This is a genomic window from bacterium, from assembly GCA_037147175.1.
GTDB lineage: Bacteria > Cyanobacteriota > Vampirovibrionia > Gastranaerophilales > UBA9971 > UBA9971.
In genome coordinates, this window is sequence record JBAWVS010000022.1 from 1 (window position 1) to 18,827 (window position 18,827).

Below are 18,827 nucleotides of genomic sequence, written 5' to 3' on the forward strand. Positions count from 1 at the left end.
GCAAAACCTTACGGCAAAACAATAATTCACTCTGATGCAGATTTAAAAGCATATATTATCGAGTTTGCAAACGGCAGAAAAATTAAAGCGTTGAGTTCCAACCCAAAAGCATTCCGCTCAAAAGAAGGAAAAGTTGTTCTTGATGAATTTGCACACCATAACAACCCAAAAGAATTATGGATGGCAGCGAAACCTTGTATTACATGGGGATTTCCTCTCAGAATTTTATCAACGCATAACGGGCAATCCAGCAAATTTTACCAATTTGTTGAAAGTATCAAGCAGAAAAAAAGAAAATGGAGCCTGCATTCAACACCCATACAGCTTGCAGTTGACGAAGGATTTGTTGATAAAATATTCAAGAGGGAAACCACAGAAGAAGAACGGCAAGAATGGTTAAAAGAGCAGGAAACAGACTGTTTTGACGATTATACTTGGAAGCAGGAATTTTGCTGTATCCCTGTTGATGAATCTACATCTTTTATTCCGTACGATATGATTGTTTCCTGCGAACTTGAAAATATTTTAAAAATGCCGGAAGAAATGACAGGCGATATTTATGTGGGAATGGATATAGGCAGGGTAAAAGATTTAACAGCAATATGGGTGCTGGAAAAGCGGGACAACATTTGCTATACAAGACGGCTTGAAATTCTTAAAAACACTCCATATCACATACAGCAAAAAGTTTTATACGACATTCTCAGCCATCCGAACCTCAGAAGGTGCAGTATGGATGCAACAGGTATGGGCAAACCATTAGCCGAATTTGCCCAAGACAAGTTCGGTTATCTTATTGAACCGATAACTTTTAATCCAAAAGTGAAAGAGAATCTTGCCTATGGACTCAGAGTACATTTTGAAAACAAAACTGTTTACATTCATTCGGAGCGGGAAGTCAGGGACGACTTGCATTCCCTCAGAAGATTACCGGTCTTGCAGGGAAATACCGTCAAGTTTGATGTTGAAAGAACAGAAACAGACGGTCATGCAGACAGGTTCTGGGCATTAGCTTTAGCACTTTATGCTTCAAAAACAAACTATGAGCCTATGCAGGTAGAAACTAGAATGCGGCGAAAAAGCATAGATATGACAAAGGGCTTGTTTAAAAAATCAAACCTCGATTATTTCCGCAACCGCTAAAAAACCAAAGATATAATCCCATAACACTTTAAGACACTTAAAGGGAAATTTTGCAATGAAAAAATTATGGATTAATGAGCGAGAATATGTGCTTTTCAATGAGGTTAAAACCAGCCTCAGCAATGAAATTGCATCAAGAAAACGCTCGATTGATTTTTATTCCATACTGCAAAATCTTCCCGACCCCGACCCTATGCTGAGAAGTCAGGGTAAAGATATTCGTGTCTACAGAGAACTCCTTGCAGATCCGCACGTTTGGGCTTGCGTGCAGTCGAGAAAAGCCGGTGTTCTTTCTCTCGAATGGGAAATCGACAGGGGTAAAGCAAAATCAAGACAGGCAAAAATTATTGAATCTGTTTTCAGCAGTCTTGATTTAAACACCATAATCACAGAAATTCTTGATGCTGTTTTGTTTGGCTTCCAGCCTCTTGAAGTTATGTGGCAGCAGCAGGGCAACTTGATTTTACCGACAGAAATCAAGGCAAAGCCTCCGGAATGGTTTGTCTTCGATATAGACAATAACCTGAAACTAAAAACAAAAGACAATTTTAACGGAGAATTATTGCCGGAAAGAAAATTCCTGTGTCCGCAGTACAACCCAAGCTATCAGAATCCTTATGGCGAAAGAACAATGGCTCGTATTTTCTGGAGTATAACTCTGAAAAACGGCGGATTAAATTACTGGATAGCATTTACTGAAAAATACGGGATGCCGTTTTTAGTCGGCAAACATCCTCGTGGCACAGGAGACACTGCAAATCTTGCAGACATCCTCGAAAGAATGGTTCAGGATGCAATTGCTGTTATACCAAATGATTCTGCCATAGAAATTATGGAATCGTCCAAAAATTCAGGCTCTGATGTTTATGAGCGGCTCATCGACAAAATGAATGCTGAAGTTTCCAAAGCAATTTTAGGGCAGACTTTAACAACAGAAATTGGAAGCAAGGGCAGTTATGCCGCATCAAATACTCATATGAATGTCAGAAAAGACATTATTGATGCAGACAAACGCATAGTTGAAAGAACTCTGAACCAGCTTATTAAGTGGATTTATGAGTTGAATTTCGCAGAGAATAATATTCCTGAATTTTCCATGTACGAAGAGGAAGATGTCGATTTAACGCTTGCCCAGCGTGACAAAATTCTCTCCGAATCAGGATTTAAGTTTACAAAAAAATATGCAATGAGAGCTTACGGCTTTGAAGAAGATGATTTGGAGATTGAAGAAACTCCTATTGCTAAGCCTGCAAAGGAGATTCAGTCACCTGCTGCAATGGAACACAATTTTAAAACTTTTAAAGAAGAGGCTTTATCATTCCCTGATCAGAAAGCCATTGATAATTTTATAGAATCTTTTACGGCTGATGAATTGCAAGGGCAAGCAAAAACAATTTTCGGCTCTGTCATGGAACTTGTAAATAATGCAAGTTCTTATGAAGAAATTCAGGAAAAACTTGCAGAGCAAGGGCTGGAAACAAATCAAATAGAAAAAGTGTTACAAAAAGCGATATTTATATCAGAAGTTTGGGGCAGATTATATGGACTTGATTAACAAAATGATAGTTGGAGACAGCTTAAATTCACTCAAACAAATTCCGGATCAAACAGTAGACTGTGTTGTAACCTCACCGCCATATTGGGCATTGCGAGATTACGGCACAAATCCTGTTACTTGGAATGACGGCTGGCAAGGAGAACTGGGGTCAGAACCTGATTTTAACCGGTACATTGAACATCTTTGCGATATTTTTGATGAAGCCAAAAGAGTTCTAAAAGATTCAGGAACTTGCTGGGTTAATATTGGCGACACTTACGGCGGAAGCTGTATGGGTTTGTCTTACTCAGGATATTCTAAAGGCAAGAACTCTTTCCTGCCAGATGATTTGAGCTATATGCCAAAAATTGCACATGCAAGAGGCAAATATGATAAAAGTCTGCTTTTAATTCCGTTCAGGTTTGCAGTTGAGATGGTAAACAGAGGCTGGATTTTAAGAAACGTAATCATTTGGCAAAAACCAAATTGCACACCGACAAGTGCAAAAGACAGGTTCACAGTCGATTTTGAATACTTCTTCTTTTTTTCTAAAAAACGCAAATATTATTTTGAACAACAAATAGAACCCTTTAAAGAATCAACAATAAAACGCTGCAAAACCGGATGCAATGAAAATAAAGGCAGTTTTTATCAGGGGTTAAGTAAAGAAAACTTTGAAAAAATTCAGCAGAAAGTTTTAACTGGAAAACTTACCGGAAAAAATAAACGTGCAGTTTGGAATATTTCTACAACAAATTTTAGCGGAGCACACTTTGCTGTATATCCTCCGAAACTTATCGAAACGCCTATAAAAGCAGGCTGTCCTGAAAACGGCATAGTTCTTGATCCTTTTATGGGCAGTGGAACAACAGGATTGGTTGCTAAAAAGTTAAACCGCAACTGGCTTGGCATAGAATTAAACCCCGAATACGCAAAAATGTCTGAGGATAGAATAAATGCAGCCTGACTTAAAATATTTGATAACTCTTCAGCCGGAGCAGGCTATAAAATATCTTAAATCCAAGGGGTATAAGTTCTCTTGGGATTGGCATGAAGTTTGGCAGGATGCTCATACAAGGTCATTCACCGTTGCTAAAGTCATGAGAAAAGACATCCTTGATGACATCAGGGAAATTGTTCAGAAATCTCTGGATGAAGGACTTACCCTGAAACAGTTTCAAAAAGAACTTGAACCGAAGCTGAAAGACAAAGGCTGGTGGGGAATTATTTCAGGAACTCCAGATGAAGTAAGAGATGAACTTGTAAAACGCAAGCTGATAAAAGACAAATCACTAATTACAGACGGAGAAGAAATTGTCACAATTAAACTTGGAACACCGTGGCGGTTGAAAACTATTTACAGGACAAATATTCAGACTTCCTATATGGCTGGCAGGTACAAAGAACAAATTGATAACACAGAAAATCGTCCGTATTTTCAATATGTGGCTGTTATGGACAGAAGGACACGACCGTCTCACGCAATTTTGAACGGCAGAGTTTTTAGGTATGACGATGAGTTCTGGAATTCGTTCTATCCTCCCAACGGCTGGGGATGCAGGTGCAGAGTCAGGGCATTGTCAGATGACAACATAAAAAACAGAAATCTTGATGTTGATTCTTCAAAAGGGCAATTATCCGAAGAAATGAGAGTTATTTCTAAAAAAACAGGCGAAGAAAAACCTGTTGCAGTTTATACGGATTCATTAACAGGTCATAAAGTTTCACCGGATGCAGGTTGGAGCTACAACCCCGGAAAATTAAGAGATTGGAGGCAAAACAATGGCAACAATTGACAGAAGATATTTAATTAACTGGGTTGGAGGTAAGCGGCTACTGAGAAAAGCTATTGCACCTTTAATTCCGACTGATATCGTTTCATACCTCGAAGTTTTCGGTGGTGGTGGCTGGGTGCTTTTCTATAAAGACAAATGGGCTGATGTTGAAGTTTACAATGACCTTGATGGCAGACTTGTTAATCTTTTTAGAATAGTAAAATATCATCCATACGCTTTAAAGGAAGAACTAAAATATCTGCTTGGAAGCAGGGAAATGTTTATACAGTTCCTAAAAATGATACCGATAACAGATATCCAGAAAGCTGTTCAGTTTTTTTACTTGATAACCCGCTCTTTTGGAGGCAGGGGCGAATCTTTCGGATGTACAAGAAAATCCTGTGGCGGAGCGTGCAAAAGTCAGGAAAACACACTGACCAGAATAGATTCTATTCACAAACGGCTTGATAAAGTCTTAATTGAAAACAAGGACTTTGAAGCATTTATTAAGCAATACGACCATGTAGATGCGTTTTTCTACTGCGACCCTCCCTACAGTTGCGGAGCCGGTTATGCGGTAACAACTACTAAAGGATTTGACCATGAAAGGCTAAGAGCGACTCTCGGACAAATTCAAGGCAGATTTTTATTGTCCTATGATGATGCTCCCATCATTCGTGAGCTTTACAAAGGTTATGAAATGATTGCAACTGAAAGACTTAACGGCATCAACAATAAGCAGGGAGATGACCGCAAAAACAAAATGTTTAAAGAACTTTTGATTGCAAATTATCCGATAAAGGAAAAATTTTATGCCGGAACCGATAGAAATAAAGATTGAGGATAAAGAAATACAGCAACTCCTCAAGAAATTAATTGCTAAAACTGAAAATCTTCGTCCGCTCATGAAAAATATTGCCGGAATTATGATGGATTCTGTCGAGGAAAATTTTGAAAAAGAAGGCAGACCTGAAAAATGGCAAGAACTTTCCGAAGTTACAATCAAGCAGAGAAAGAAAAAAGGCTATTATCCTTGTACTATTCTTACTATGCGTGGCGAGCTTGCGGTTTCTATTACCAGCAAATATGACGATAATTCTGCTATTGTCGGGACAAACAAGGCTTATGCTGCTATTCAGCAATTCGGCGGCAATGCCGGTAAAAATAAAAAAGTTAAAATTCCTGCCCGACCATTTTTGATGTTGGGAGAGAAGGAAAAAGTTGAAATTTTAGAAGAAGTTCAAAATTATGTTCAGGAATAATTTGTTTGCATATAGTTGAGAAAAACTGTTAAGACCTTTTTCTCTTGAGTTTGAGGTTGGTGGTCAATTTGACCACCAACCTCTTTTGGAGAGTTCTTTCTAGCAATAATAAAAAAAATCATAAGCGATAAATTATTAAATTTATACCAGCCCGATATATTTTTCAAAGAATCTCAAAAGTTTATCAATAACAGATTCTTTCTTTTGTTGTCTTTGTCCTCCACCGAAACGTGAAATCGGCGGTAAAATTTTATCTAAATCAGTGCCGGTTGTTTTAAGTGTTCCATCTCTAAATGAGTTATCAACAAAGGTTTTTGTTTCTTCTTCCTTGAGTTGTTCTTCTTGAATTATAGTTGATAAATCTGTTTCTTTTTGGGTATTAACAAAATTCTTCCAATCTTCTTCAACTTGAGTTGAAACATTTACTGTATCAATAAAGCTTTCAATAAGTTGCTTTTTGCTACGAAGTTCAATACTTGAATCGATTGCTTTTTGTATACTGGTAAGAATATTTTTATCTTCACAGTTAGATTTATGATATTTTGCAACAAGCATGAGAATATAATCAATGTTAATCTCTACTTGTTTTATGAGTTCAATTTCAAAAATAATATCATCGTTTATATTTTCTTTATCCACTTGTTCTTTATTAGAATATTCTTGATACAAGTCGATATAAATACTTTGATAGTCTTGTAAATCTCTTTCTGAAATTTTATTGTCGTTTGTAAAATCATCAAACGCAGTCAGAATATTTCTTAATCTTAGGATTGTACCAAATAATGAAATAAAATCTTTTTGATTCTTTTCACCAATAATAGCTTGTCCAAGAGGAAATATGCTTTTTAGCTTATTTATTAATTCATCATAACCGGCAAAATGCTTGCCATTGTCATCTGTGTAACCGTTGTAATACTCATTATATGTTTTTAAAAGAACAATGCTTCCTGCCTTTTCATCACCAAATAAAGCTATGGCTTTATCTGTTGCCTCTTGCAAATCTCTAAAACAAACAATATTGCCAAAAGTTTTGACCGAATTTAAAATTCTGTTTGTTCTTGAAAATGCTTGAATAAGTCCGTGGTATTTTAAGTTTTTATCAACCCAAAGAGTGTTTAATGTTGTGGCATCAAAGCCGGTTAAGAACATATTAACAACAATCAGTAAATCTATTTCACGGTTTTTCATTCTTAATGAAACGTCTTTGTAGTAGTTTTGAAACTTGTCTGCTGAAGTATCATAGTTTGTGCTGAATTTTGCGTTATAGTCTTGAATTGAATATTCTAAAAACTCCCTTGACGGTTTATCTAAATTTTCAGTATCAAAACTTTCTTCATCTAATAAAATATCATCAGGGTCTTCTTCATTTGCACTAAAACTGAAGATTGTTGCTATTGTAAGGTCTTTACGTTTTTCAGCTAATTGTTTTTTGAATTCTTCATAGTACTGTTTTGCAACAGGAATCGAACTAACCGCAAAAATTGAATTAAAACCTGATAATCTGACTTTTTGTTTGATTTCCTCTACGTTTGTACGCTCGTTTGCGGTTATAACATCACTGATATTTGTGAGCTTGTTAAAAATATAGGATTTATCATTTCTCTTTGTTTTTTGGTTAAAGTGATCTAAAACGTAATCCACAATATTGCTTATACGTTCCGGAGAAGCTAGTGCTTTTTCTCTGTCTATAGCTTTAACTTGCTTATCTTTAGTTCCGTCTTTTTCTTTCATTGTATTTATGTAATCAATACGGAAAGGCAAAACGTTATTGTCGTTAATCGCATTAACGATTGTGTATGTATGCAATGATAGAACTTCTTTGCCCTCTTCATCAGGTTCACCGCCAAATACTTGAGGAGTTGTTTTCAATAAAGGGTTGCCGCCTGATGCAGAATTTTTGGCAAAAATCGGCGTTCCGGTAAACCCAAACAAATTATAATTTTTAAACGCTTTAACTATTTGTGAATGTAAATCCCCAAATTGAGAGCGGTGGCATTCATCAAAAATAAGAACCATATGCTTTTTGAATATTTCATGATCTTTGTTTTTAGAAATAAATACGCCTAATTTTTGAATAGTTGTGATAATAATTTTTGTATTATCACTTTCAAGCTGTTTTTGCAAAACTCTTGTCGACTTATTACTGTTTGCCGCACCTTTTTCAAATTTGTCATACTCTTTCATAGTTTGATAATCTAAATCTTTACGGTCAACGACAAATAAAACCTTGTCAATGTATGTTAAATTTGTTGCTAATTGTGCAGTTTTGAAAGATGTGAGAGTTTTTCCGCTTCCTGTTGTATGCCAAATATAGCCGCCTGCTTTTATAGTACCGACTTTTTTATAATTTGTTGAAACTTGAATTCTTGATAAAATTCTTTCGCAAGCTGCTATTTGGTAAGGTCGCATTACAAGCAATAAATCGTCAGATGTGAATACACAATACTTTGTTAATACGTTTAACAAGGTATGTTTTGACAAAAATGTCTTTGTAAAATCAACAAGATCCGCAATAACTTTGTTGTTACCGTCAGCCCAAAACGAAGTGAATTCAAAACTATTACTCGTTTTTTTGCTTTTTGTTTTTTGACCGGAATTTGCTTCTTTTATGTGGCTGTCTCTTGTAGTGTTTGAATAATATTTTGTATGAGTGCCGTTTGAGATGACAAATATTTGAATATACTCGTATAACCCTGATGAAGCCCAAAAACTGTCTCTTTGATAACGTTTGATTTGATTAAATGCTTCTCTTATTGCAACGCCTCTGCGTTTTAGTTCAACATGAAGCAATGGCAAACCGTTTACTAATATTGTTACATCATATCGAGTGTTGTGATTGCCTTCAGCTTCTTCATATTGATTAATTACTTGAAGTTTATTGTTATGGATATTCTTTTTGTCTAATAAATAAATGTTTTTTGTTTCGCCATTATCCCGTTTTAATATTTGAATATGATCTGCTTGGATTTTTCTTGTTTTTTCAATAATACTTTCATTTTTGTTTGTAAGATTGTTGTTGAAAAAACTTTTCCATTCACTATCAGAAAATTTGTAATCGTTTAATTGTTCAAGTTGCAATCTAAGATTTGAAATAAGTTCAGCCTCATTGCGAATGGTTAAATAATCATAGCTTTGAGAAGACAATAACTGTATAAACTCGTGTTCTAATTGAGCTTCGCTCTGGTAAGAATCAGAACGAGCTTCTGTCGGTTTATATTCGGCAACAACCGTGCTTTCGTTTGTACTTGCAACTATGTTATAACCCATTTATGCGACTTTCTCCTCGAATGATAATAATTTATCACGATAATATTCATATTGTTTTTTTCTAGCTTCAATCTCAGCAGGCAAACCTATTGAAATATCATTACACAACGCATCAAACCTGTCTAAGATTGCAACAATACGCTCTTGCTCAAGAAGTGGTGGGACTGGAATTTGTACTTTATTTAATACAGTTTGTGTAAGACTCGGTACACCTCCAGCAGTATTAAGATTTTCTAAATGTTGCATTTTAAGATAGTAATAAATGTACTTAGGTACAACAATATCTGTATTTATATCTGTATAAAAAATTGTGTCAACTGTCCAAAACGGAGTATCGAGATAGTAAAGTTTACCAATCGAGCCTTTTCTAGGTATAAGTACAGACGGTTTATTGTACGCAAACCTATCAATATAATTAATAATCCCCCCTGTACCATAGACAGGGATATCACCACTAGGAAAACTCTTATAGTCTTTACCGTTTTTAATTGTAAGAACATCTCCCAAAATCATCCAATTAACATTTTCATCATCACCAAACACAAGAAGTGAATCTCGATAATGCTCATACTGTTTTTTTCTAGCTGTAAGCTCCGCTGTAAGCTCCGCTGTAAGCTCCGTGAAATTGTCCAAAATTCGGACAATTTCACGTTGTACCTCCATTGGAGGTACAGGGATTAATATTTTTTCTAATTTAGATGGTGTTACTTCAATGACTTTTGTCCCTTGTGCAATTTTAGCTTTTTGTGCAAAGAATGCTCGTGTTTGTAGCCAATATGCAATAAATTTTGCATTTTGATTATGCTTGAAAATCGCAGTATGTCCACCTGTAACAATTTCTTCATCGCCCAACCATGCAACGCATTTACACACATCATCTAAGTTTTCACTGGTAACAGCTATTATAATATCGTCTTTATTTACTTTTTTTAAAGTCTTTGCTAGTTCTTTTGATACAAATGATTTAGTAGTGTTTGTAAATGTTCCATAATAGGTATATATTTGACCATAATGAATGCATTGCACTCCAGATTCGGTAAAGTCTGATTTTTTAAGACCATTACCTCTCGTAATAGTTCCAATTTCAGCCAAAGTTTTATATTCTACCCCGTCAGGACATAATTTTTCAATTAATTCATCTAATTTACTCATTAGGAACCTGCCTCGATTTCAGCGACAATCTTATCTATTTCGGTTCTTAATTCTTGTTCACGTGTAACAATTCTCTCAATTTCTTTATTAAGCTTGGTTATATCAACGATTTCCCGAGTGTCTTCTTGTTCTACATAAGTGCTTACCGACAAATTATAATCTTTTTCTTCTATTTTTGAATTTGGAACAAGTTTTGAAGCATACTCTTTATCTTTACGGTCTATGTATGTTTGAAGAATAGAATTGATATTAGCTTCTTTCAACTTGTTATTATTCGTTATCTTTACGCACTCTTTGCTTGCATCAATAAATAAAGTTGAATTATCACTCTTTGATTTTTTCAATACCATTATACAAGTTGCAATTGGTGTTCCAAAGAACAAATTACCGGGCAATTGAATCACGCAATCAACAAAATTGTTATCAATCAAATATTTTCTTATCTTTTGTTCAGCACCGCATCTATACATTATCCCCGGGAAGCATACAATAGCTGCTGTTCCGTTAGTCGCAAGCCAAGAAAGTGAATGCATTATAAATGCCAAATCAGCTTTTGACTTTGGAGCTAGAACCCCGGCAGGTGAGAACCTTGGATCATTTATCAACAGAGAATTATCATCACCTTCCCAGTTTATAGAATAAGGAGGATTTGAAACGATAGCTTCAAACGGTTCATCATCCCAATGTTTTGGATCTATAAGGGTATCTCCGTGAGAAATATCAAATTTGTCATAGTCAATATCGTGTAAAAACATATTGATACGGCACAAGTTATATGTTGTAATATTTACTTCTTGACCATAAAAACCTTGTCTTACGTTATCTTTTCCAAGAATTTTTGCAAAATTTAAAAGTAATGAACCACTACCGCAAGCAGGGTCATAAACTTTGTTTACTTCTGTTTTTCCGACAAGAGCAATTTTTGTAAGTAATTCTGAAACTTCTTGGGGTGTAAAGAATTCGCCTCCGCTTTTACCTGCTTTTGATGCGTACATACTCATTAAAAACTCATACGCATCGCCAAATGCATCGATGGTATTGTCTTTAAAATCGCCCAAGTTCATTTTAAAAACACCATCTATCAATTTTACTAAGTTCTTATTCCGTTCAATGACAGTTCCACCTAGTTTTTTACTGTTAACATCAATATCATCAAACAATCCTTTTAAATCGGATTCGCTTTCTGAGCCAATAGCAGAATGTTCAATATTTTTAAATATTTTTTCAAGAGTTTCATTTAAATTTTCATCATTTGAAGCATTTTGTTTTACATTTTCAAATAATTCACTTGGATATATAAAAAAGCCTTTTGTTGTTACCAATTCATCCTTGGCTTCTTTCGCTTGTTCATCGCTCAATTTTGCATAATTAAAATCTTTGTTGCCGGATTCAATTTCGCCTTTGTTGATATAATTGGTTAAATTTTCTGATATATATCTGTAAAACAATATCCCTAAAACATATTGCTTAAAATCCCACCCGTCAACACTCCCCCTAAGGTCATCAGCGATACTCCAAATTGTGCGATGCAATTCTGTACGCTCTTGTTCTTTTTTATTATCCATAAATATTTCCACTCTACTATAATTATTTATAAAGATTCTAGCATAAACAGGTTATTATTTATTGTTTAATAATACACAAAAGTAGTTGTTTATGTCCTTTTTTGACATATGGGCTTAATGTAGTGTAATATAAACAATGTTTACAAGAAGGGACTTATAAATGCGTTACGAAAGAGTAGAAGATATATTAAAACTGGCAATTTTGCTACAAACAACCCCTTATGGTTTGTCATTATATGATATTCAGGAAAATTTCAGAGTATCACGCAGAACAGCAGAGAGAATGCGTGATGCTGTTGTTAGGCTTTTCCCGGATATTGAGTACTTTGATACACCTGACAAAATCAGGCGATGGAAACTAAACAGCAGTTTAAATCTTGTTTCTTTTACTTCCGATGAAATTGCGGAACTTGAAAACACAAAGAAAAAACTTCATGTTGATGGACTGGAAAATAAAGCTGAAATTATTGAGGATGTTATTCTTAAAATCAAAGCCTTGAACAAAAACGATATAAGCAAATTAGAAACTGATATTGAGGCAGTGATGGAAGCTGAAGGATATGCAATTCGGCAATATCCAAGATTTAAAGTTTCAAGAGAGCTGTTAAGCAAAATCAGAGAAGCAATAAAAGCATATAAAGTTCTGCATATTGTATATGAAAACAAAAACAAAGAAATTCAGGAATGTAATATTCATCCTTACGGCGTTATGTATGCAGAAAAACATTTTCTTGTAGCATATAACCCTGAAAGAAAAGCGTTAAGGCTATATAATCTCTCTAATATCAAGTCTATGGAAATCCTTGATGAGTATTTCGAAAAAGATGAGTCTTTCTCTCTTGAGTCATACGCAAATAATTCCTTTGGGATTTATCAGGAAAAACCTGTTCCTATTACATTGTTGTTCGATAAATCCGTTGCAGAAGATGTTAAAAACTTTCATTTTCACCCGACCCAAAAAATTAAAGAAGAAAAAGATGGCAGTATAAAACTTCAATTTAAAGCTGGTGGAATGCTTGAAATATGTTGGCATATTTTCAAATGGGGAGATAAAGTTAAAATCATCAAGCCGGAGAGTTTAAAACAGGAATATCTGTCTTTATTAAACAAAGCGCAGGAAACAGTAAACGATTAATTTTATACATGTCCACATTTGACACGCACATGCTTTAAACTAGTTTATAATAATAAAGTTAGAAAACAGAAAGGTATAAAATTATGGAAGAAGTTTTCAAGCAAAGTATTAAAAATTTTAATGATTTTGGAAATGAAATTGGAACAACTCATAATCGCTACACCTTAAAAGAGCTGATTAATAAAATTATTCCACAAGAATTAATTGATAAAGATAGACAAGATAAAAAAGAACTATATATTTTTGAAGATATTAAAACACCTTTGCTACAAGAAGAACAATGGGGGCTACATCCAGAAGGCAAATATCATGTTAGCACTTTAGCGAGAGTAAAGTATAAAGATGAAATATTGCCTCAAAAAAATAAGTTAAACGATAAAGGTAAAGAAATGCGAGGTTATTTAGTTTTAGCACAAAATGAGTCTTCAAATGGAATAAAATTAAATACTACAAAGCATATATATGAATTTGCTGCAGAAACCTTTTTAAGAGAGCGACCTTGTGATGGTGCTGTTCACCATATTACAAATAATGGTTATGATAATAGACCTGAAAACCTAATCAGACTTAAATGGTGTGTTCATGCTTGTATACATCCGTTTATGGTTGATTTCAGAATTCCATATGTATGCCAAAAATGTTCAGTATGCAAAGAACTTAAAGATATTTTGAAAGAATATAAAAATAAAAAAAACATTAATACTATAAACGATTTACATGATTGGAGCATTTTTTTAATTGACGAGAATAATTTTAGTGCAGGAGTAATTTGCACTTAAAATAAGAAAGCCAACAAAAATGAAAAAAATTCTTGTAGTTGATGATTCTCCTGATTGGAGAAACACGCATATATTTGCACTAAAATATCATTTTGGAAAAAATGTTGAGATTCATAGTGCAAATTCTGCAAAACAGGGACATCTTATAATAACAAAAAATATGTTTGCTCCGTATGACATAATACTTGTCGATATGGAAATGGAGGAGGATTTTACTCCGCTATATGCAGGTGAATGGCTGATTAAACAAATACAATCATTGAGCGAGTACAGTAACTCGAAAATTTTTATTGTATCTTCTGTTGGAGAAATAGCCGAAATGGCTGCAAAATACGGAGTTAATTACATTCCAAAAGACAAATGCGAAGACATTATGGAATATAAATTTAATGAATAATTTTAATCCTATTGATTTTTAGACGAATTTTAGAGGATATAAGAAAATGAGAAAATATCTGGATGTTTGGCATATAGAAGATTTTGGCGAAACCGGCTTAGCTAAAATGAAATCCACTGACAATAAGCATTATCTGATTGATACATCAGGAAAAGTTGTGTTAGAACAGGCTGCACATGTTGAGATTATGGGAAATTACGAGAAATATGCTTTATTTAATAAAGCAGGAGAAATTATAGTGCCTTATGGTGTATATAATAACATCGATTTTTCTATTATGGAAAACCTAACAGGAACAGCTTTTGTTGCTGGTAAAGGAGATTCTGTAGGATTAATAGACGATAAAGGGAACGAAATTGTACCGCTTGGTTATTATGAGCAAATTATTCAAACTTACTACAGAGGTTTACCTGAAGGGTATATTTTACCTTATGAATTTGCGAAAAATACATATTTGGCAGTAAAAAATGGTAAAGCAGGCTTGATTAACGATAAGGGCGAAAAAATTGATTATAAATATTGTAATACAGAAGAAGAGTTGTTAATGCAATTTGCTATACCTGCAATTTACACTCCACATCTAACCCCAAAGCGTGGTAATAATGGATTGTTCGGCTATATTAACCAACAAAATGAACTAATTATTCCTTATCAATTTATTAATGCTCTTGAATTTGTAAATGGTTTTGCGTGTGTTTCCGATTCCCTAAATATTGAAGATGCTGATGAGTGGAAATGGCATCATATTGATGAAACAGGCAAACGCTTGCAATACACTGTGAATTATAACGAAAATGGAGAAATAGATGCAAAATAAAAAGAATATTTTTATTTTTGCAACAACATTGTTTCTTTGTTTAGGCATATTTTTATTGGCGTTGAGAATTTATAAACAAAATCAAGAATTTAAAATTGATGAAGAAAAAATTCAACAAAGAGGCTATTCTTATGTATATTCAAACTCTACAAACAAGTGGAGAGAGTATAAAGCAAATAATATTTTAGCTTCTGATGACATAATGGTTAGCAAAGTCGAAGAAGGTAAGTGTTATATTTTTTATTTTTCGTCATATCAGCTTAAATATTTAAACCAAAATCTGTTATTGGAGAATGTTTCAACTTTTATAAAAAATGGCAAATTATATACTTTTGATTATTCCAGTCTTAAAATGAGCGAAATCATAGCTGCCGGAAGCAAATTCAATAATAAAAGACTCGATGTAAACGAAATTCAAAAGATCTATCCGTATGTTGAAGTAATCAAAGTCAGCGATTTTAAAAACGGTTATCTGAAAATAAAGAAAAACAAATCCTCTCAGAGTTATTTGCTTCTTTCAGATGCCAATTATTATGCCTATAACTATAATATTGGCGGTTGTGGATTTGAATTAAAAAGAGAAGATTATTTGCCAATGTTCACAATAACCTCTAATAAGGCAAAAATTGTATATTCATTTTTTGGAAATTGTAATCGGTGTGATGATGAACATCCGTGCTTAACTATGGAGTTTTTTGATTAAAAAATGTATTTAAGCTTCTCGAAAAAATATGTACCCCACTCCGATAATACACAATAAATACAGGCATTTAAAGCAGCATAAATAGCTTGTTGCAAACCTTATGTGGAATAAAAACTTTATAAAATATGCTAACGGCAAAGCAAGCAATCCCATAATTGCATAAGAAGCAACAACTACTGTTAAAAATTCTAATACTCTATTAATTTTAATTTTCATAAATTCAGCATATCAGACACACATGTCAGTATCGGGCATGTGTAAAAATACAAAAAATTATAAATGTCCGATTCTGACATACTGTTATGCGAAAATAATTCTCATAGAGAAAAATTTAAGGATAAATTTATGAAAAAGAAGATATTTATTGATTTTGACGGTGTTCTAAATACTTATAACGGCTGGCAGGGAGATAATGAACTGTTTGAACCTATGCCATATGCAAAAGAATTTTTAAAAAGACTCTCTGAAACTTATGAAGTTTACGTTTTTACTACAAGAAACAGGGAAAAGGTTTATAAATGGTTGATAAGATATTTTCTTAATGACTATATTGAAGACGTTACAAATAAAAAAGAGCCTGCGTATCTATATATTGATGACAGGGCTTTAAAATTCGATGGAGATTATACAAAAATCCTTGAAGAAATTGAAAATTTCAAACCACACTGGAAATAAATTAATTCAAACAACTTAAACATGTTTTTTATATAATTATTTCAAAACAGCAGGAGTAAAATGAGTGTTAAGGCAAGATGGCGAATATAAAATAGTGTCTTTTAGCGTTGGTGAAACCAAGAACGGTGACACTATGGCTAAACTACAGATAAAAGACATACAAAATGAAGAAACTTTTAACTGCATAATATGGAGCGATTTTCTTGTAAAGATTGACAAAAAAGCATTAAGAGTCGGCAATATTATCTCGGTGATTGAGTCTGAGTATAACGAAAAATTTAATAATGAAAAAATAAAGCAGATTAAACTTATTAAGGAAGCCAGAACAGGTTTATCGGAAACCGAAAGACAAGTTTTATTTGATAAAATTCTCGAGATTATTAATTCTTTTAAAGATGACAAATTAAAAACTTCTTTGATGGAAGTTATATTTGAAAACGAAAACTTGTTTAAGACTTCTCCTGCTGCAAAAACACATCATCATAATTACATAGGCGGCTTGATTCAGCATGCTATCGAGTGTGTGGAGTTTGCAAAAGCAATATTTCCTGTGATTCCTGTTGATATAAATCATGAATTAGTGCTTACAGGTTGTATAGCTCATGATTTAGGTAAGATGTTTGAATATACTATCGACTTGGAATCCGGCGTTGTTGCCGTTGATGAAAAATTTATTAATGAGTGGATAAGTCATATTCACTGGGGATTCAGTTGGGCAAATCAGAATGGTTTTCCTGAATTGGCACATATTATAGCTTCTCATCACGGGATAAAGGATTATGGTGCCCTCGTAGAACCTGCAACAAAAGAAGCTGAACTTTTCCACGAGATTGATATGCTTTCTTCAAGACTCGGAAGATTAAGTGTTGAAGAGTTAGAAAGAGTTTAAAAAATGCAAAATGAATTAAAAATTATACTGAATCAATTAAAAGAAAATCCGATATTTAGAATGTCTTTATGTTCAAAAGAATTGTTTCATTCTAACTTTTGGGCGTGGATGCTTGAACAATATCCGGATTCCATCAAATGTTTTGTACAAGACTATAAAAAAGATAATTATGGTGAATTTGAAAAAGTCTATAGAGAAAAGCAAAGTTTTGATCTTGTAATAGAAACAGACAAAAAATTTATAGTAATAGAAAATAAATTTAAGTCTATGCCAATCAAAGGTCAGTTAAATAAATATAGTAAAAAAGATGGAAATATTGATAAATTCATTAATGAAAGGAGTTCGGATAAAAAAGAAGTCAAATTATTAATTAGTTACATTGAGCCATATTTTGATGTAAATGAAATAGGTTGGGAGTATATAACTTATGAAAGACTTTCTGAAAAATTAAATGATTTTTTCAAAGACGTTCATGATAAAAATCCTTACATAAAAAACTACCTTGAAATGCTTAATTCTTTTATTCAAATAAAAAAACTTTTTGCATTAGAAAAAAATCCTAACTATAAAGATTTTTTTGAAATTTTTAATAATGATAAAAACTTACAAGATTTATTATCTGATATGAATTTTGAAAGCACCCTTAAAAGAATTTACATGTCAGAAGTTTATAAATATATTAGAAAAAATATCAAAGAAAAATTACCAGATATAAGATTTTATATTAGAGATGATATTGACGAAAAAAACAATGAATTTTTAAAATTTAATAATTGTATGATATTAAACCTTGATTACAGCGGTTTGACTAAAAATGTTTTTATAGATTTTTTTGTTTATCAAGAGAAAATGGCAATTGGTTTTACGATTTCGGCTTCTCATTATAGGATTACATTGGGATCATATAGTAAAGAGAAGGATTTATCAAAAATTGTTAAAAATTTAATTGAAGATGAAAAATTTGAGTTTTTTAATGATAAGAATATAACCCCAAAAAATAAAAAATATTATAGTTTTGGTGAAAATTGGAAATATCAAATTCTTCAAGAAATTGAATCTGAAAGAAAAATTTCAGAATTATCCAGTCTTCTTATCTGCGATCTGGAAAAACTCTTAAAGCATGATTTAAAGACATTACTTTGTTGTGACCAAAACTGACGTAAGCTTATGATAATATCAACATGTTAATATTTTGGAGGTAATTAAATGATTCAGGCACAAAAAAATAGAATAGAAGAATTTTTATTAAATTCGAGCATTAAAGGCATTCACGGTACTCTAATAAATTGTTGCAGTATTCCCCCTGAATATTCTCAAGTTTTTCATTTAGCGTTCGGACCAAAATCAAAATATATTGTAGTAGATAATACTGATGCGGCAGCAGATGCAATAAAATTAATTAAAGAGAATAAGCTTGGTAGAGCAGTATTTATTGTACTCGATATGTTAGATCCTCATCCTGCACTAGATAAAGTTGAATTCGCTGGATTTATTGATTATTTTATAAATTTAGCAAAATGTGATGAAATATTCAAACCTGCTTTGTATAATGCTTTAGAAAACACTATATTAGTAGAAGAGCTTGAACTTGCAAAAAATCAGTTCACTAAATTCAGAATGGTTACTTTAGATGGATGTATATTAGAGAGAGATGGTAGGATTACCGGCGGATATATACCCAATTAATCATAATAAAATTGTTTTATTTAAATAAAAATTTTTATAGGTGAC

Annotated in this window: 18 protein-coding genes; 15 read left to right on the plus strand and 3 right to left on the minus strand. The window is 33.1% G+C overall.

Going from position 1 to position 18,827, the window contains the following annotated elements:
• The 6 genes from WCG23_06710 to WCG23_06735 all read left to right on the plus strand — a co-directional run.
• On the plus strand, positions 1–1,143 hold a 1,143-nt coding region (locus WCG23_06710), incomplete at its 5' end, for a terminase family protein (protein MEI8389562.1).
• A 55-nt stretch (positions 1,144–1,198) separates the two neighbouring features.
• Complete coding sequence (locus WCG23_06715; GenBank protein MEI8389563.1) at positions 1,199–2,698, plus strand: DUF935 family protein; 1,500 nt, start codon at positions 1,199–1,201, stop codon at positions 2,696–2,698.
• Positions 2,685–3,647, plus strand: coding sequence for a site-specific DNA-methyltransferase (locus WCG23_06720; protein ID MEI8389564.1), 963 nt, complete (start codon positions 2,685–2,687; stop codon positions 3,645–3,647). Before WCG23_06715 ends, WCG23_06720 begins: the two co-directional genes overlap by 14 nt.
• Positions 3,637–4,476, plus strand: coding sequence for a phage minor head protein (locus WCG23_06725; GenBank protein ID MEI8389565.1), 840 nt, complete (start codon positions 3,637–3,639; stop codon positions 4,474–4,476). The genes WCG23_06720 and WCG23_06725 overlap by 11 nt, the downstream gene beginning before the upstream one ends.
• Complete coding sequence (locus tag WCG23_06730) at positions 4,463–5,296, plus strand: DNA adenine methylase (protein ID MEI8389566.1); 834 nt, start codon at positions 4,463–4,465, stop codon at positions 5,294–5,296. Before WCG23_06725 ends, WCG23_06730 begins: the two co-directional genes overlap by 14 nt.
• The gene (locus WCG23_06735; protein MEI8389567.1) at positions 5,268–5,717 is read left to right on the plus strand and encodes a phage virion morphogenesis protein; all 450 of its coding nucleotides are present in this window, start codon (positions 5,268–5,270) and stop codon (positions 5,715–5,717) included. Before WCG23_06730 ends, WCG23_06735 begins: the two co-directional genes overlap by 29 nt.
• 141 nt (positions 5,718–5,858) lie before the next feature.
• Here WCG23_06735 and WCG23_06740 read toward each other — a convergent pair whose 3' ends face one another.
• Genes WCG23_06740 through WCG23_06750 form a run of 3 tightly spaced genes read right to left on the minus strand, consistent with a single transcriptional unit; the run spans position 5,859 to position 11,701 of the window.
• Positions 5,859–8,984 (minus strand): type I restriction endonuclease subunit R, encoded by a 3,126-nt coding sequence (locus WCG23_06740; GenBank protein MEI8389568.1) that lies wholly within the window; start codon positions 8,982–8,984, stop codon positions 5,859–5,861.
• The gene (locus WCG23_06745; protein MEI8389569.1) at positions 8,985–10,136 is read right to left on the minus strand and encodes a restriction endonuclease subunit S; all 1,152 of its coding nucleotides are present in this window, start codon (positions 10,134–10,136) and stop codon (positions 8,985–8,987) included.
• Entirely contained in the window at positions 10,136–11,701 is a 1,566-nt protein-coding gene (locus tag WCG23_06750; protein MEI8389570.1) for a type I restriction-modification system subunit M, read from the minus strand. Before WCG23_06750 ends, WCG23_06745 begins: the two co-directional genes overlap by 1 nt.
• A gap of 160 nt (positions 11,702–11,861) precedes the next feature.
• Here WCG23_06750 and WCG23_06755 point away from each other — a divergent pair, with 160 nt between their 5' ends.
• The 9 genes from WCG23_06755 (at position 11,862) to WCG23_06795 (ending at position 18,782) form a co-directional block, all read left to right on the plus strand.
• Positions 11,862–12,836, plus strand: a complete 975-nt coding sequence (locus WCG23_06755; GenBank protein ID MEI8389571.1) for a WYL domain-containing protein — start codon at positions 11,862–11,864, stop codon at positions 12,834–12,836.
• Positions 12,837–12,919: 83 nt separating this feature from the next.
• Positions 12,920–13,615, plus strand: coding sequence for a hypothetical protein (locus WCG23_06760; protein ID MEI8389572.1), 696 nt, complete (start codon positions 12,920–12,922; stop codon positions 13,613–13,615).
• Positions 13,616–13,634: 19 nt separating this feature from the next.
• A complete protein-coding gene (locus WCG23_06765) occupies positions 13,635–14,012 on the plus strand; it encodes a response regulator (GenBank protein ID MEI8389573.1) in 378 nt (125 codons plus the stop codon).
• Positions 14,013–14,058: 46 nt separating this feature from the next.
• Positions 14,059–14,829 (plus strand): WG repeat-containing protein, encoded by a 771-nt coding sequence (locus WCG23_06770; protein MEI8389574.1) that lies wholly within the window; start codon positions 14,059–14,061, stop codon positions 14,827–14,829.
• Positions 14,819–15,532: a hypothetical protein gene (locus WCG23_06775; GenBank protein ID MEI8389575.1), complete on the plus strand. Its 714-nt coding sequence runs from the start codon at positions 14,819–14,821 to the stop codon at positions 15,530–15,532. The genes WCG23_06770 and WCG23_06775 overlap by 11 nt, the downstream gene beginning before the upstream one ends.
• A 345-nt stretch (positions 15,533–15,877) precedes the next feature.
• A complete protein-coding gene (locus tag WCG23_06780; protein ID MEI8389576.1) occupies positions 15,878–16,207 on the plus strand; it encodes an NIF family HAD-type phosphatase in 330 nt (109 codons plus the stop codon).
• Positions 16,208–16,271: 64 nt separating this feature from the next.
• Positions 16,272–17,096, plus strand: coding sequence for an HD domain-containing protein (locus WCG23_06785; protein ID MEI8389577.1), 825 nt, complete (start codon positions 16,272–16,274; stop codon positions 17,094–17,096).
• A 3-nt stretch (positions 17,097–17,099) separates the two neighbouring features.
• Complete coding sequence (locus WCG23_06790; GenBank protein MEI8389578.1) at positions 17,100–18,254, plus strand: PD-(D/E)XK nuclease family protein; 1,155 nt, start codon at positions 17,100–17,102, stop codon at positions 18,252–18,254.
• 48 nt (positions 18,255–18,302) lie between these two features.
• Positions 18,303–18,782 carry a hypothetical protein gene (locus WCG23_06795; protein MEI8389579.1) on the plus strand — a complete coding sequence of 160 codons (480 nt, stop codon included), beginning with the start codon at positions 18,303–18,305 and terminating at the stop codon, positions 18,780–18,782.
• The last annotated feature ends 45 nt before the right edge of the window (positions 18,783–18,827 follow it).